Origin of the sequence: Pseudoalteromonas sp. A41-2, from assembly GCF_015767615.1 — a bacterium.
GTDB lineage: Bacteria > Pseudomonadota > Gammaproteobacteria > Enterobacterales > Alteromonadaceae > Pseudoalteromonas > Pseudoalteromonas lipolytica.
Map to the genome: position 1 here is coordinate 1,413,206 of NZ_CP065231.1, position 16,006 is coordinate 1,429,211.

8 protein-coding genes, 8 tRNA genes and 3 rRNA genes are annotated in these 16,006 nt (G+C 44.5%); 17 read left to right on the forward strand and 2 right to left on the reverse strand.

The features are described from left to right. Positions 1–40 precede the first annotated feature (40 nt). The 9 genes from IT970_RS06520 (at position 41) to IT970_RS06560 (ending at position 1,566) form a co-directional block, all read left to right on the forward strand. A tRNA-Gly gene (locus IT970_RS06520) sits at positions 41–116 on the forward strand. Positions 117–128: 12 nt separating this feature from the next. Continuing rightward, positions 129–202 (forward strand) — tRNA-Cys (locus tag IT970_RS06525). A 34-nt stretch (positions 203–236) separates the two neighbouring features. Next, positions 237–323: transfer RNA gene (locus IT970_RS06530), tRNA-Leu, on the forward strand. Positions 324–386: 63 nt separating this feature from the next. After that, positions 387–462 (forward strand) — tRNA-Gly (locus tag IT970_RS06535). 39 nt (positions 463–501) lie between these two features. Continuing rightward, positions 502–588, forward strand: a tRNA-Leu gene (locus IT970_RS06540). A gap of 46 nt (positions 589–634) precedes the next feature. After that, positions 635–710, forward strand: a tRNA-Gly gene (locus IT970_RS06545). Positions 711–728: 18 nt separating this feature from the next. Continuing rightward, positions 729–802, forward strand: a tRNA-Cys gene (locus IT970_RS06550). Between the two features lie 34 nt (positions 803–836). Then, a tRNA-Leu gene (locus IT970_RS06555) sits at positions 837–923 on the forward strand. A gap of 181 nt (positions 924–1,104) precedes the next feature. Continuing rightward, positions 1,105–1,566: a hypothetical protein gene (locus IT970_RS06560; RefSeq protein ID WP_036969311.1), complete on the forward strand. Its 462-nt coding sequence runs from the start codon at positions 1,105–1,107 to the stop codon at positions 1,564–1,566. Positions 1,567–1,583: 17 nt separating this feature from the next. Here IT970_RS06560 and IT970_RS06565 read toward each other — a convergent pair whose 3' ends face one another. After that, a complete protein-coding gene (locus IT970_RS06565) occupies positions 1,584–3,002 on the reverse strand; it encodes an alanine/glycine:cation symporter family protein (RefSeq protein WP_036969309.1) in 1,419 nt (472 codons plus the stop codon). A gap of 612 nt (positions 3,003–3,614) precedes the next feature. Here IT970_RS06565 and IT970_RS06570 point away from each other — a divergent pair. The 8 genes from IT970_RS06570 (at position 3,615) to ihfA (ending at position 15,008) form a co-directional block, all read left to right on the forward strand. Beyond that, positions 3,615–5,155, forward strand: a 16S ribosomal RNA gene (locus IT970_RS06570). A 278-nt stretch (positions 5,156–5,433) separates the two neighbouring features. Then, positions 5,434–8,319: ribosomal RNA gene (locus tag IT970_RS06575) — 23S ribosomal RNA — on the forward strand. 187 nt (positions 8,320–8,506) lie between these two features. Further along, positions 8,507–8,621: ribosomal RNA gene (gene rrf / locus IT970_RS06580) — 5S ribosomal RNA — on the forward strand. The 16S, 23S and 5S rRNA genes sit together here, the layout of an rRNA operon. An 860-nt stretch (positions 8,622–9,481) precedes the next feature. Continuing rightward, positions 9,482–10,537: a DUF2066 domain-containing protein gene (locus tag IT970_RS06585; RefSeq protein ID WP_036969039.1), complete on the forward strand. Its 1,056-nt coding sequence runs from the start codon at positions 9,482–9,484 to the stop codon at positions 10,535–10,537. Further along, positions 10,522–11,247, forward strand: coding sequence for a DnaA regulatory inactivator Hda (gene hda / locus IT970_RS06590; RefSeq protein ID WP_213019300.1), 726 nt, complete (start codon positions 10,522–10,524; stop codon positions 11,245–11,247). The genes IT970_RS06585 and hda overlap by 16 nt, the downstream gene beginning before the upstream one ends. A gap of 75 nt (positions 11,248–11,322) precedes the next feature. After that, positions 11,323–12,303: a phenylalanine--tRNA ligase subunit alpha gene (gene pheS / locus IT970_RS06595; RefSeq protein WP_074988360.1), complete on the forward strand. Its 981-nt coding sequence runs from the start codon at positions 11,323–11,325 to the stop codon at positions 12,301–12,303. Positions 12,304–12,318: 15 nt separating this feature from the next. After that, positions 12,319–14,706 carry a phenylalanine--tRNA ligase subunit beta gene (gene pheT / locus IT970_RS06600; RefSeq protein WP_074988358.1) on the forward strand — a complete coding sequence of 796 codons (2,388 nt, stop codon included), beginning with the start codon at positions 12,319–12,321 and terminating at the stop codon, positions 14,704–14,706. 2 nt (positions 14,707–14,708) lie between these two features. Then, positions 14,709–15,008, forward strand: coding sequence for an integration host factor subunit alpha (gene ihfA / locus IT970_RS06605; protein ID WP_036969033.1), 300 nt, complete (start codon positions 14,709–14,711; stop codon positions 15,006–15,008). A 31-nt stretch (positions 15,009–15,039) separates the two neighbouring features. Here the strand turns inward: ihfA and IT970_RS06610 are convergent, their stop codons facing one another. Then, positions 15,040–15,846, reverse strand: coding sequence for a DUF2989 domain-containing protein (locus IT970_RS06610; RefSeq protein WP_036969031.1), 807 nt, complete (start codon positions 15,844–15,846; stop codon positions 15,040–15,042). Positions 15,847–16,006 lie beyond the last annotated feature (160 nt).

The window sequence follows — 16,006 nt, forward strand, 5'->3', positions numbered from 1 at the left end:
CGTCCGTGTTGAGAGGGCATAGCCCACAAGATAAAGAAAAGCGGCACTAGCTCAGTTGGTAGAGCGCAACCTTGCCAAGGTTGAGGTCACGAGTTCGAGCCTCGTGTGCCGCTCCAATTATCTAATTTGGCGGAATGGCAGAGTGGCCATGCAGCGGATTGCAAATCCGTCCACCTCGGTTCGACTCCGGGTTCCGCCTCCATTCAACACTCCACACGCTCTTTGAGCAACCCGATGCCCGGGTGGTGGAATTGGTAGACACAAGGGATTTAAAATCCCTCGTTCGTAAGGACGTGCCGGTTCAAGTCCGGCCCCGGGCACCATTTGTGGTTAACTACAATACCAAATGTAGTTTTAAAATAGTTTAACTTTAGAGTTAATATGATGCGGCACTAGCTCAGTTGGTAGAGCGCAACCTTGCCAAGGTTGAGGTCACGAGTTCGAGCCTCGTGTGCCGCTCCATATTAGCTTTATCCACTTGCTTTAAATAGCAAACCCGATGCCCGGGTGGTGGAATTGGTAGACACAAGGGATTTAAAATCCCTCGTTCGTAAGGACGTGCCGGTTCAAGTCCGGCCCCGGGCACCATTTAAACTTTATTTAGTTTAAACTGTATGGATAAAACACTAAATTTGCGGCACTAGCTCAGTTGGTAGAGCGCAACCTTGCCAAGGTTGAGGTCACGAGTTCGAGCCTCGTGTGCCGCTCCAATTATTTGGAAGCGATAAGGCGGAATGGCAGAGTGGCCATGCAGCGGATTGCAAATCCGTCTACCTCGGTTCGACTCCGGGTTCCGCCTCCATTTAATACTCCACATGCTCTTAGAGCGACCCGATGCCCGGGTGGTGGAATTGGTAGACACAAGGGATTTAAAATCCCTCGTTCGTAAGGACGTGCCGGTTCAAGTCCGGCCCCGGGCACCATTTATACTTCAAAGTTTATATCTACTCTATTTCATATTTATTTCTATTTCCTTATTTACTCTAATTAGTTTTGTTATTTCCAAAATAGCTTTATAGTTTGTTTATGGCTACTTGATTAATGTATGCGTTAAATTTCCTTACATTATCAGTGGTATTATTCATAAAGTATCAAGGACAGATAATGGAACAATTTAAACGTGGTTTAAATCAGTTTTGGGTAGGCGCAGTGTTTGGTGTGTGTTTCGCCATTGCGCTTGTTCTTATTCCGGTTGCGATTATCATGTCTAACATCAATGACGTACTGAAGATTCATGAAGTCAGTGTGTTAGTCAAAAAAGTCTCAACGGCATTTGATAAAACAGAACAAGCTCTCGAGAAAGCGAAAACAGCACTTGTTGATTTTGACAATGAAGTGGTGATGGAAGTGCTCACGGCAGTGCAATCTTACCAACAACAAACTCAGCCGCTATTTTCGGCAGAACAAAAGCAAGCCCTTAAAACAAAAGTCAAAGCTCAGTTAACAGAAAAGCTAAAAGTAACGTTAACCGAACAGCAAGTTACATTCTTACTCACGGTTTTTGAAAAGCTTGCAGAATCAAAAAAGGGAGCTGAACAGCTCCCTGAAAATACGACACTAAATTAAGCAAAGACTTATCAAGCTTACTTACGCCAAGCACCTTTTGGTATTGTTTGATTTAATTTTTCGTTTTGTGACGGATCAAACGTGGGTAGCTTGCCCGCTTTACGTTGGGTGTTGTAGTCTTTAGCAAGCCAAATTACGACACCTGACAACATAAATAACGCAATAACGTTGACGATAGCCATAAGGCCCATGGATATATCAGCGAGAGTCCAGACAATAGGTAACTCACCAAGTGCGCCAAACATTACCATACCCAGCACTAATAATCTGAAGATCACCATACCTGCAGCGTGGTTATGTTCTAGAAATAATAGATTTGTTTCAGCGTATGAGTAATTGGCAACTATCGATGTGAATGCAAAGAATAAAATCGCAATTGCAACAAAGGTTGCGCCCCAACTTCCAACATGCTCCTCAAGTGCTGCTTGTGTCAGTGCAATACCCGTAACCCCTGATTCTGGGATTAATTGTTGAGATAATAAAATAAGAGCCGCTGTGGCTGTACATATAATAATGGTATCAACAAAGACGCCAAGCATTTGTACATAACCTTGTGAAGCTGGGTGTGGCGGATTAGGTGTTGCTGTTGCAGCAGCATTCGCGGCGCTACCCATACCTGCTTCATTTGAGAACAAACCACGTTTTATACCTTGGATCATTGCTTGCATCACGCCATAACCAATAGCACCTGCACCTGCTTGTTCAAGTCCAAATGCACTATTAATTACATGCATAAACACATTAGGTAATAATTCATAGTTGATTGCACAGACATAAAGTGCGACGAGTAAGTAGGCAAGCGCCATAAAGGGAACAACCATCTCTGCGAATCGAGAAATTGTCTTTAAACCACCAAAAATAATAATGCCTGAACCAAGCACAAGCGTAATACCGACAATATATTTTGGAATACCAAACGCGACATCAAACGCTGCAGCGATAGAGTTAGATTGTACAGCATTAAATACAAGGCCGAAGGCAAGGATCAAACACAGCGAAAAGATCACGCCCATCCAACGTTTACCTAAACCGTATTCCATATAATAAGCAGGACCACCTCGAAAGTTACCGTCTTCATCGACCGTTTTATAAGCTTGCGCAAGTGTACTTTCAGCAAAACTGGTTGCCATACCAATTAAAGCAATCAACCACATCCAAAAAATAGCACCTGCGCCCCCTAAATAAAGTGCAACTGCTACACCCGCCATATTACCTGTACCAACGCGAGCGGCTAAAGAAGTACAAAAAGCTTGAAAAGAGGAGATGCCTTCTCCTGAACCTTGGCGGCTATGAAACATAACCTTGATCATATGGGGGAATTGGGTGAATTGAATGAAACCGAGTCGAAGAGTAAAAAATAGCCCCGCAGCTATTAATAGGTAAACCAGAATGTGACCCCAAAGTAGGCCACTTATACTATTTATAATATCTGTCATTTTACATGCCTTGTGAGCGAGTGGAAAATCTGCGGCGCAACTTACCACAACAAAGAGGGATAGTTTAGTAATTCTGTTAAAAAACCAGAGTTATCCACAGGGTTTTGTGGGTAAGATGTTGGTACTTAGTGGGTATCTAACGTATTTAAAAATAATTAAAAAATAGTAAGAAAAGTGCTTGCGTAAAAAATCCATCTCCCTATAATGCGACCTCACTGACACGGCGGGCAGCAACGAAAGACGCTGAACAACGTAGCAGAGAGTTAAGTAAAACTTCGGTTTTAAGTCTTCGAAAGAAAGTTTAAAATTAAGTGTTGACTCGAAAAATTAAGGATGTATTATACGCATCCCTCGAGACGCGAAAGCAACTCGAAACGTTCTTTAACAATATAAAGCAATCATCTGTGTGGGCACTCGTACAGATTGAGTTCTAACAGTCGAGCTACTTAGGTAGTAAGACAAACAAATTTAGAGTCTCAATTTAAACTGAGTGACCAACGGAAATAAGTTTACTTATTTCAGCACAGTCAATTCAACATCGAAAGATGTTAAATAAATTCAGAATTCATTGAGCATGTCCGCTCCCTTAATGGGAAGGACAGAAAAAACTTTTAATTGAAGAGTTTGATCATGGCTCAGATTGAACGCTGGCGGCAGGCCTAACACATGCAAGTCGAGCGGTAACAGAGAGTAGCTTGCTACTCTGCTGACGAGCGGCGGACGGGTGAGTAATGCTTGGGAATGTACCTTATGGTGGGGGACAACAGTTGGAAACGACTGCTAATACCGCATAATGTCTTCGGACCAAAGCGGGGGACCTTCGGGCCTCGCGCCATAAGATCAGCCCAAGTGGGATTAGCTAGTTGGTGAGGTAATGGCTCACCAAGGCGACGATCCCTAGCTGGTTTGAGAGGATGATCAGCCACACTGGGACTGAGACACGGCCCAGACTCCTACGGGAGGCAGCAGTGGGGAATATTGCACAATGGGCGCAAGCCTGATGCAGCCATGCCGCGTGTGTGAAGAAGGCCTTCGGGTTGTAAAGCACTTTCAGTAAGGAGGAAAGGTTGGATGTTAATAGCATTCAGCTGTGACGTTACTTACAGAAGAAGCACCGGCTAACTCCGTGCCAGCAGCCGCGGTAATACGGAGGGTGCGAGCGTTAATCGGAATTACTGGGCGTAAAGCGTACGCAGGCGGTTTGTTAAGCGAGATGTGAAAGCCCCGGGCTCAACCTGGGAACTGCATTTCGAACTGGCAAACTAGAGTGTGATAGAGGGTGGTAGAATTTCAGGTGTAGCGGTGAAATGCGTGGAGATCTGAAGGAATACCGATGGCGAAGGCAGCCACCTGGGTCAACACTGACGCTCATGTACGAAAGCGTGGGGAGCAAACAGGATTAGATACCCTGGTAGTCCACGCCGTAAACGATGTCTACTAGAAGCTCGGTTCCTCGGAACTGTTTTTCAAAGCTAACGCATTAAGTAGACCGCCTGGGGAGTACGGCCGCAAGGTTAAAACTCAAATGAATTGACGGGGGCCCGCACAAGCGGTGGAGCATGTGGTTTAATTCGATGCAACGCGAAGAACCTTACCTACACTTGACATACAGAGAACTTACCAGAGATGGTTTGGTGCCTTCGGGAACTCTGATACAGGTGCTGCATGGCTGTCGTCAGCTCGTGTTGTGAGATGTTGGGTTAAGTCCCGCAACGAGCGCAACCCCTATCCTTAGTTGCCAGCGATTCGGTCGGGAACTCTAAGGAGACTGCCGGTGATAAACCGGAGGAAGGTGGGGACGACGTCAAGTCATCATGGCCCTTACGTGTAGGGCTACACACGTGCTACAATGGCGCATACAGAGTGCTGCGAACCTGCGAGGGTAAGCGAATCACTTAAAGTGCGTCGTAGTCCGGATTGGAGTCTGCAACTCGACTCCATGAAGTCGGAATCGCTAGTAATCGCGTATCAGAATGACGCGGTGAATACGTTCCCGGGCCTTGTACACACCGCCCGTCACACCATGGGAGTGGGTTGCTCCAGAAGTGGATAGTCTAACCTTCGGGAGGACGTTCACCACGGAGTGATTCATGACTGGGGTGAAGTCGTAACAAGGTAGCCCTAGGGGAACCTGGGGCTGGATCACCTCCTTATACGATTTAGAACTTATTTGTTCGTAGTGTCCACACAGATGATTGTTAGTTAGTAAAGCCATTGGCTTCACTAATTAATATGCTCTTTAAAAATTTGGAAAGCTGATAATAAATTCTGATGAATACATTGTTATTTATCAAGAGTTTTCAAAAGTAAAAATATGCCAATTAATCGACAGATTAATCGGTATCTACTTTAGTATTCTCATCATTATTTGATGAATTAACTTCTGGCGAAGTTAACAGCTGTCACTAACAAAGACCCGTTTGGGTTGTATGGTTAAGTGACTAAGCGTACACGGTGGATGCCTTGGCAGTTGGAGGCGATGAAGGACGTATTAACTTGCGATAAGCCTAGTCAAGCTAGTAAAAAGCACTTGAGACTAGGATTTCCGAATGGGGAAACCCACCTGCTTGCAGGTATCTTGCACTGAATACATAGGTGTAAGAGGCGAACGCGGAGAACTGAAACATCTAAGTACCCGTAGGAACAGAAATCAACCGAGATTCCGGAAGTAGCGGCGAGCGAAACCGGACCAGCCCTTAAGCTTATTATGTGTTAGTGGAACATTCTGGAAAGTATGACGATACAGGGTGATAGTCCCGTACACGAAAATGCATCTTAAGTGAAATCGAGTAGGTCGGAGCACGTGAAACTTTGACTGAATATAGGTGGACCATCATCTAAGGCTAAATACTCCCAACTGACCGATAGTGAACCAGTACCGTGAGGGAAAGGCGAAAAGAACCCCTGTGAGGGGAGTGAAATAGAACCTGAAACCGTGTACGTACAAGCAGTAGGAGCCCACTTGTTGGGTGACTGCGTACCTTTTGTATAATGGGTCAGCGACTTATATTTTGTAGCGAGGTTAACCGATTAGGGTAGCCGTAGGGAAACCGAGTCTTAACTGGGCGTTGAGTTGCAAGGTATAGACCCGAAACCCGGTGATCTAGCCATGGGCAGGTTGAAGGTTGAGTAACATCAACTGGAGGACCGAACCCACTAACGTTGAAAAGTTAGGGGATGACCTGTGGCTAGGAGTGAAAGGCTAATCAAACCGGGAGATAGCTGGTTCTCCCCGAAATCTATTTAGGTAGAGCCTCGGACGAATACTTACGGGGGTAGAGCACTGTTAAGGCTAGGGGGTCATCCCGACTTACCAACCCTTTGCAAACTCCGAATACCGTAAAGTACTATCCGGGAGACACACGGCGGGTGCTAACGTCCGTCGTGAAGAGGGAAACAACCCAGACCGCCAGCTAAGGTCCCAAAGTCATAGTTAAGTGGGAAACGATGTGGAAAGGCCCAGACAGCCAGGAGGTTGGCTTAGAAGCAGCCACCCTTTAAAGAAAGCGTAATAGCTCACTGGTCGAGTCGGTCTGCGCGGAAGATGTAACGGGGCTAAACTATGCACCGAAGCTGCGGATTCAAAATTTATTTTGAGTGGTAGGGGAGCGTTCTGTAAGCCGTTGAAGGTGACCCGGGAGGGTTGCTGGAGGTATCAGAAGTGCGAATGCTGACATGAGTAACGATAATGCGGGTGAAAAACCCGCACGCCGGAAGACCAAGGGTTCCTATCCCATGTTAATCAGGGTAGGGTAAGTCGACCCCTAAGGCGAGGCCGAAAGGCGTAGTCGATGGGAAACGGGTTAATATTCCCGTACTTGGTATAATTGCGATGGGGGGACGGAGCAGGCTAAGCAAGCATGGCGTTGGTTGTCCATGTGAAAGTGAGTAGGTTGAGAGTTTAGGAAAATCCGGACTCTTAAGACTGAGACACGAGACGAGCCACTAAGGTGGTGAAGTTGTTGATGCCATACTTCCAGGAAAAGCCTCTAAGCTTCAGATTATACCGAATCGTACCCCAAACCGACACAGGTGGTCAGGTAGAGAATACTAAGGCGCTTGAGAGAACTCGGGTGAAGGAACTAGGCAAAATCGTACCGTAACTTCGGGAGAAGGTACGCTCCGATTGGTGATGAGACTTGCTCTTTAAGCTGATTGGAGCCGCAGTGACCAGGTGGCTGGGACTGTTTATTAAAAACACAGCACTGTGCAAAATCGCAAGATGACGTATACGGTGTGACACCTGCCCGGTGCCGGAAGGTTAATTGATGGGGTTAGTTTTCGGACGAAGCTCTTGATCGAAGCCCCGGTAAACGGCGGCCGTAACTATAACGGTCCTAAGGTAGCGAAATTCCTTGTCGGGTAAGTTCCGACCTGCACGAATGGTGTAACCATGGCCACGCTGTCTCCACCCGAGACTCAGTGAAATTGAAATCGCAGTGAAGATGCTGTGTACCCGCGGCTAGACGGAAAGACCCCGTGAACCTTTACTACAGCTTGGCACTGAACATTGAACCTACATGTGTAGGATAGGTGGGAGGCTTTGAAGCAGAGACGCTAGTCTTTGTGGAGCCGTCCTTGAAATACCACCCTTGTAGTTTTGATGTTCTAACGTTGGCCCCTAATCGGGGTTACGGACAGTGCCTGGTGGGTAGTTTGACTGGGGCGGTCTCCTCCCAAAGAGTAACGGAGGAGCACGAAGGTTGGCTAAGTACGGTCGGACATCGTACGGTTAGTGTAATGGTAGAAGCCAGCTTAACTGCGAGACAGACACGTCGAGCAGGTACGAAAGTAGGTCATAGTGATCCGGTGGTTCTGAATGGAAGGGCCATCGCTCAACGGATAAAAGGTACTCCGGGGATAACAGGCTGATACCGCCCAAGAGTTCATATCGACGGCGGTGTTTGGCACCTCGATGTCGGCTCATCACATCCTGGGGCTGAAGTCGGTCCCAAGGGTATGGCTGTTCGCCATTTAAAGTGGTACGCGAGCTGGGTTTAGAACGTCGTGAGACAGTTCGGTCCCTATCTGCCGTGGGCGTTTGAGAATTGAGAGGGGTTGCTCCTAGTACGAGAGGACCGGAGTGAACGAACCGCTGGTGTTCGGGTTGTCATGCCAATGGCATTGCCCGGTAGCTACGTTCGGAACTGATAAGCGCTGAAAGCATCTAAGCGCGAAGCAGGCCTCGAGATGAGTTCTCACTAGACTTTTAAAGTCTCTGAAGGGCCGTTGAAGACTACAACGTTGATAGGCAGGATGTGGAAGTGGTGTGAGCCATTAAGCTAACCTGTACTAATTACCCGTGAGGCTTAACCATACAACGCCAAACGCGTTTTATGACAGCGTAACAGACAGAAGTTAGTATACTAAAGTAGATTTACGATTATCAGAATTCCGAATTTTATGTAGGGTGAACCGCAGCGCTTAATGCGAAATCAGTTCACCTTGCGCAAAGGACTCGTAAGCGCGATGCGCTTTGTCGAGAATCCTTTCCACGCATTTTGCTTGGTGACAATAGCGTTTTGGACCCACCTGACTCCATGCCGAACTCAGTAGTGAAACGAAACAGCGCCGATGATAGTGTGGCATTTGCCATGTGAAAGTAGGACATCGCCAGGCTCCTAATTAGAAAAACCCGATTCGAAAGAGTCGGGTTTTTTGTTGCCTGTAGAAAAATAAAATACCCAACCAAGACCCCTACGACCTATATCTTTGTAAGCATCGTGTGGCATTGACCATGTGAAAGTAGGACATCCTACTGCGTAGCGCACCATGGCTCCTAATTAGAGAAACCCGTTGCAGCAATGCAGCGGGTTTTTTGCGTTCAGGGCTAAATCGTCCAGCACTATGCCGAGATTGCATACAGAGATAAAAGGCGCATAAGCGCAAGGTGAAGAGACGTAGGAGGCACTTTAGTGCCGAAAGTGTCTGATATGCCCTTCATACAACACCCCTGACATTCACGGCTAAAGCCGTTCCCACGCTTTGTAATCAGATGTTTAATAACGATTCCCATGTTGTTTAATCATGATGACAAAAATGAAGGGGTTTATTGAATCACTCACTTTACGCTAAACTAATACCATTCCGCTTAAATATCTGATCTAATATAGGCTATATAAAATCACCGGTTAATAACATTGAACCAAAACATAGCTGAACAGCTTTTAGCGCTTTCGCGAAAAGAACCAAACGCACGAAAACGCATACGATTACTCGCAGTGTCATTATTTTATGGGAGTCCATAAATCTCCTACGGTGTTTAATCACGATGTATCGATCAAAGGGGAAGAGTGGGCTGAAATCTTTAAAGCTGTCTACTTCGCCTAGCGCTGATTCGTCCTTTATTAATGAGTCTTCTAACAGCGTTGTGCACGATGAATCACCTTATGATCAGCGACCGTTCAGTAAATTAACTTTGCTTTGTTTATGGCTTTGATTTAGGATCAAATGAGTTTAAAAGCAAGAACTAATAGCCAGTGTCTAGATTACTTATTTGTTTATTATTATTTTTTTCGAGTGCGTCAGTATTTGCAGTTGAAGTAACCAACTTATACCAAGATACCCTTAAAGTGGCTGATAAATCACGCGATGCTCGCCTAGCAGCAAGCCGTGAAGCGCTTCTGAATGTATTGGTTAAAGTGAGTGGCGACACGAGTGCGGATCAAAATCCAACCGCGAAAGAGCGCACGAAAGACATTTCAGATTACATGCTTAAATTCGAATACGACGAAAAAGCAGATGGCACTTTAAATCTCGTCGTAAAATTTGAAGCGAATAAAATCAATGCGTTAATTAAAGATTTAAATCTCCCACTTTGGGGGACTCGTCGTCCATTGGTGGCAATTTGGCTTGCAATTGAAGATAACTGGCGTCGCGAACTTGTGACACAAGAAAGTTACCCTCAGCTTGAACAGCTTATATATGATAAAGCAGGTCGCCGCGGTTTACCCGTTGTTGTGCCATTGCTTGATTTAGAAGATCGAGCCATTGTCGGTATACCAGAAGTATGGGGGAACTTTTCAGACCCTGTAGAGCGAGCTTCAAGTCGTTACAGTGCTGAAAGAAGTATTACTGCGCGCATGTATAAACAGCAGGATTCTGAAACGTGGGTGCTTGATTGGCGGTTTACCAATGATGAATTGTTTGAATCGAATCGCTTGGTGGGTGATAAGCAACAAATTGTGGCTGATATGGTAGATAGCCTAGCAGGCGGCTTAGCGCTTGAGTACGCCATTGATCCTACCATGATTGGGCAACTCGCAACCGCAACCTTTCATTTAAAAGGAATTACGAACTTTGTTGATATTGAGTTTGCAAAACGTCGCTTAGAAAGTTTAAGTGTTGTTACACAAGCACAAATTGCTGTTCGTACTCCTGACTCCGTACAATTTGTTGTGAACCACACTGGCAGTATGAATGATTTTAGAAAAGCATTAGAACTTGATAGTGCTTTTAAAGCCTACCAAAACCCAAGAGATTTTTATCAAGTCGTCAACAACGATGAACTAGAGTATCAATGGCAGGGGCTTTAACACTCGTGCAAGAACCTATGCAAATGGCATTGCCAGTAACGTTGCCTGATGATGAAACATTTACATCGTATTTTGGTGGTGAAAACTCGCTTGAAGTCAGCCACTTGAAAGATGCTTTTACTAAGTTAAATAGCAAGTTTCAATACACATATTTGTGTGGTTTAGGTGACTCAGGCAAGTCACACTTACTTTATGCAACCTGTATTCACGCGCAAGAACTGGGTCTATCAACGATGTTGTTATCGATGCGAGAGGTCATTGATTTTGGTCCAGTTGTGCTCGAAGGATTAGAAACGCTCGATGTTCTATGTATTGATGACTTGCACCTTATTGCAGGGAATGATGCGTGGGAAAAAGGCCTTTTTAACTTTTTTAATCGCTTTAACGAGCCGAGCAAGTTTTTAGTGGTAACGGCTGATTTGCTTCCAGACATGTTGCATATTAATTTGCCCGACTTGGAGTCGCGTTTAAAGTGGGGCACAACGTTGCAAATTCGTTCTATGAGCGATGATGATAAAGCAGAAGCGCTAGTACGTCGTGCTCATATGCGTGGCCTTGAATTAACCGATGAGTGTGCCCGCTTTTTATTAACCCGATTAAGTCGTGATATGCGAGCATTATTGGATGTATTGGACAAACTTGACCATGCATCGATGGCTGCACAAAGAAAATTAACTATTCCTTTCATAAAATCAACGTTAAAGCTTTAGTAGGGCTAGAATCTAGTCCTTGCTTTCAGTTATCATTAGCTATTACAAAATCCTCTGTGAAAAACCAGGTACTCAATGAACTTAGAAAATATTTTAGCGCAAGCACTTGAGGCTGTAGCCAGTGCGAGTGAAATCGCGCAATTAGAAGATATCAGGGTTAATTACCTTGGTAAAAAGGGTGAAATCACCAACTTACTTAAAACGCTTGGCAAGATTGCCCCTGAAGAGCGTAAAGAAGCGGGTCAAGTGATTAACCAAGCAAAACAAGAAGTACAAACAGCAATCAACGAAAAGCGTGAGTTACTAGCAAGTAAGGCTCTTGAAGAAAAGCTAGCCGCAGAAACGATCGACGTAACATTACCCGGTCGTGTCATGCCAACAGGTGGCTTACACCCAGTAACTCGTACAATTGAGCGAATTGAGAGCTTTTTCGGCGAATTAGGTTTTGCGGTTAAATCAGGTCCTGAAGTTGAAGACGATTTTCATAACTTCGACGCATTAAATATTCCTGAGCATCATCCAGCGCGTGCGGATCACGATACTTTCTATTTTAATCCTAAGCTTGTGCTACGTACGCAAACAAGTGGTGTGCAAATTCGTACTATGGAAACGGAACAGCCGCCATTGCGTATTATCTCTCCTGGTCGTGTATACCGTAACGATTATGACCAAACGCACACGCCGATGTTCCACCAAGTGGAAGGCTTGATGGTTGATACAGATGTTAGTTTCACAGAGTTAAAAGGTATTCTTCACGATTTTCTACGTAACTTCTTTGAAGAAGATATGGAAATTCGTTTCCGTCCATCTTACTTCCCATTTACTGAGCCATCAGCAGAGGTTGACGTAATGGGTAAAAACGGTAAATGGTTAGAAGTACTTGGTTGTGGCATGGTACACCCTAACGTTCTTAAATCAGTAGGTATCGATCCTGAAAAATACACCGGCTTTGCATTCGGTATGGGTGTAGAGCGCTTAACAATGTTACGTTATGGCGTAAATGACTTACGTGCATTTTTCGAAAACGATTTAAAATTCCTAAACCAGTTCCGTTAAGAGTGAAGAAATAAAATGAAATTTAGTGAAAAGTGGTTAAGAGAGTGGGTTAACCCAGCAATCGACACGCAGGCTCTTTCGGAACAGTTATCAATGGCTGGTCTTGAAGTGGATGGCGTGGAGCCCGCAGCGGCAGAATTTACCGGTGTTGTCGTTGGTGAAGTTGTTGAATGCGGTCAGCACCCAGATGCAGACAAACTACGTGTGACTAAAGTAAATGTTGGCGGTGATGAGCTTCTTGATATCGTGTGTGGTGCACCAAACTGCCGTCAAGGACTAAAAGTAGCTGTCGCCACGGTTGGTGCAGTTTTACCTGGCGACTTTAAAATTAAAAAAGCCAAGCTTCGTGGTCAACCCTCACATGGTATGCTGTGTGCATTCGTTGAATTAGGGATCAGCGAAGAAGGCGACGGCATCATGGAATTGCCAGCTGATGCACCAATCGGTACAGATTTACGCGAGTATTTAAACCTAGATGACAACATCATTGATGTTGACCTTACACCAAACCGTGGTGACTGTTTAGGCATAAAAGGTCTTGCCCGTGAAGTGGGTGTTCTAAACAGTATTGATGTTAATACACTTGATATTGCGCCAGTTGCTGCAACGATCGACGACAAAGTTTCAATTGAACTTGTTAACGATGATGCCTGTCCTCGTTATTTAGGTCGTGTAATCAAGGGAATTAACTTAGATGCACAGACACCACTTTGGATGGTAGAAAAGCTGCGCCGCAGTGGTATTCGTTCAATCGACCCAGTGGTTGATGTAACAAACTACGTGTTATTAGAGCTTGGCCACCCAATGCACGCATTTGACTTAAATGCGATTGAAGGCGGCATTAAAGTTCGCAGCGCTCATGCGGGCGAAGAGTTGGTCCTTCTTGATGGCAACACAGCTAAACTGAATGAGTCTACGCTTGTTATTGCAGATCACAACAAAGCGCTTGCTATTGCAGGTATTTTTGGTGGCGAAAAGTCAGGTGTGACAGAATCAACCTCTGATATTTTATTAGAAAGTGCGTTTTTCAACCCAGTTGCTATTGCGGGCCAAGCACGTAGTTACGGTCTTCACACAGATGCATCACATCGCTATGAGCGCGGTGTTGACTTTGCCTTGCAAAAAGATGCAATGGAGCGTGCAACAGCACTGTTACTTGATATTGTAGGTGGTGAAGCAGGTCCAGTCGTTGAAGCGGTTGCAAATGATAAATTGCCAAAAGTAACTGAAGTGCGTTTACGCCGTGAGCGTTTAGACCGTGTCATTGGTTATCACATTGATGATGCAAAAGTTACTGATATCCTAACGCGTTTAGGCTTAGACGTGAAAATTGTCGATGGTGTATGGAGCGCTGATGTACCTAGTTACCGCTTTGATATCCGTATCGAAGAAGACTTAATTGAAGAAGTGGCGCGTGTGTTTGGTTATAACAGCATTCCAAACGTAGCGCCGACAGCTAAGCTAAAAATGACTAACCACAATGAATCACATGTTTCGGTTACTAAATTCCGTAATACTTTAGTGACACGTGGTTATCAAGAAGCCATCACATACAGCTTCGTAGACCCTAAAGCACAAGCAATCCTGCATCCGCAAAGTGATGCATTGATATTACCGCACCCAATTTCAGTTGAAATGTCAGCGATGCGTGTAAGCTTAATGCCTGGCTTGTTGGCATCATTGGTGTATAACCAAAATCGTCAGCAACCGCGTGTTCGTTTGTTTGAACATGGCTTAAAATTCTTACGTGACGAACAGGCCGAAAACGGGGTAAACCAAGTTGCGGTAATCGGTGGTGTGATTTCGGGTCTTGCTCACGGTGAACATTGGGTTCAAGAAAAGCGTCCTGTTGATTTTTATGACTTAAAGGGCGATGTTGAGGCACTTTTAGCTATTAGCAACGATATGTCACGTTTTGAGATAAAAGCAGAACAGTCAGATGGCTTACACCCTGGTCAATCTGCCGTTATTTATGCTGATGGTAAAAAGGTTGGTTTCTTTGGTGCGGTTCACCCACAAGTACAAAAGTCGCTAGATATCAATAACACAGCATTCGTGTTTGAAATTGAAATGTCGGCTCTTGAAAAAAGAAAATTACCTGAAGCAGTTGCAGTGTCGAAATTCCCGTCAAACCGCCGTGATATCGCGATTTTAGTGGAAGATCACGTGAAATCGGGTGATATTTTTAAGGTCATAGAAAAAGTTGGCGGAAATCAATTGGTTGACCTAAACTTATTCGATGTGTATAAGGGCAAAGGTATTGAGCCAAATTATAAGAGTTTGGCGATTGCTCTAACACTGCAAGCGGTTGATAGAACGCTCGAAGAGAAAGATATCAATCAAGTAGTTGATAATGTGGTGGCCGCATTGGCCGAACAATTTAACGCATCGTTGAGGGACTAGATATGGCGCTTACTAAAGCCGACATAGCTGAACACCTATTTGAAAAACTCGGGATCAATAAAAAAGATGCCAAAGATTTAGTTGAAGCGTTTTTTGAAGAAATCCGCTCAGCGCTAGAAAAAGGCGAGCAGGTTAAGCTCTCTGGATTTGGTAACTTTGATCTTCGAGATAAAAAAGAACGTCCAGGCCGTAATCCGAAAACAGGCGAAGACATCCCTATTTCGGCACGCCGAGTTGTGACCTTTAGACCAGGTCAGAAGCTTAAAACTCGTGTGGAAGTTGGTACAAGCAAATCAAAATAAGAAAAGGCAGCATTCGCTGCCTTTTTTATTTTTAAAAGCCTCGGGGCGAGACAAATTCGCCAGCTTGAATGCTGTCGTAAGTTTTTTGTGCGAGCTCATTGAGGCTGTCGAGACTTTTACCAGAAACGGTGAGCTTGTGCTCAATCGGCAAGATATCAACATTTTCAAACCCTGATAATTGTGCAACACGTGCAAATGTGTAAGCGTGCTTATATTTTTCGTGTTTGTAAAATAAGCTTACAAGTGTTGGATAAATTTCTGGGTTAGGTGTTTGACCCGCCTTATTTAGCTCTAATGTTTTGTAGAGCAGATCAATGGTTTTTTCATCGTCAAACTTGACATAGTAACTGGCTAAGAAAAATTGTATTTCTGCATTTTCTGTTACGCGTTTATCTTGTTTGTTCTCTAAAGCAAGTAATTTTGATAACGCTGATTGGTCGTTATTGCGTGACCAATGGTAATAGAGTAGCCCTGGATGATTGGTATCTTTTGTGTCTTGGAAGATACGTGTCATTTCTTTAATACTGGTTAAATGACCTTCCACACGAGATGTGGTTTTTTCTTTTAACTTAATATGCTCAATTTTTGCTGCCAAAGACACACATTGATTATATTTTTCAAAGTCTTTCAATAATTGATATTTGTTTTCGTCAGTGGGTGACTTATATTCAACATAACGTTGAATTATCACATCGGCACGTTGTTCTTTGCAGTGGCTATCTTTGTTTAGATCACTACAAAAACCCGGTGTTTCGTCGCACACTTTAGCCAGTGTAAGCGGATCTTCACACCCTGTTAATGCCAATAAACCAAGCAAAACGCTTGCTCTTAGTAACATTCCTTAACCTCGAGTTAATAAATACGACTTTATTCTAGCGCAATGAATTGTTCTGTAACAGTGGAGAATCATTTGAGTTTAAATTAGAATACCCCTGCCTGAGATGTGTTGCTCTCAAATCACAGCATATTTTTAAGGCTATCCGTTCAAAATTGTTTAA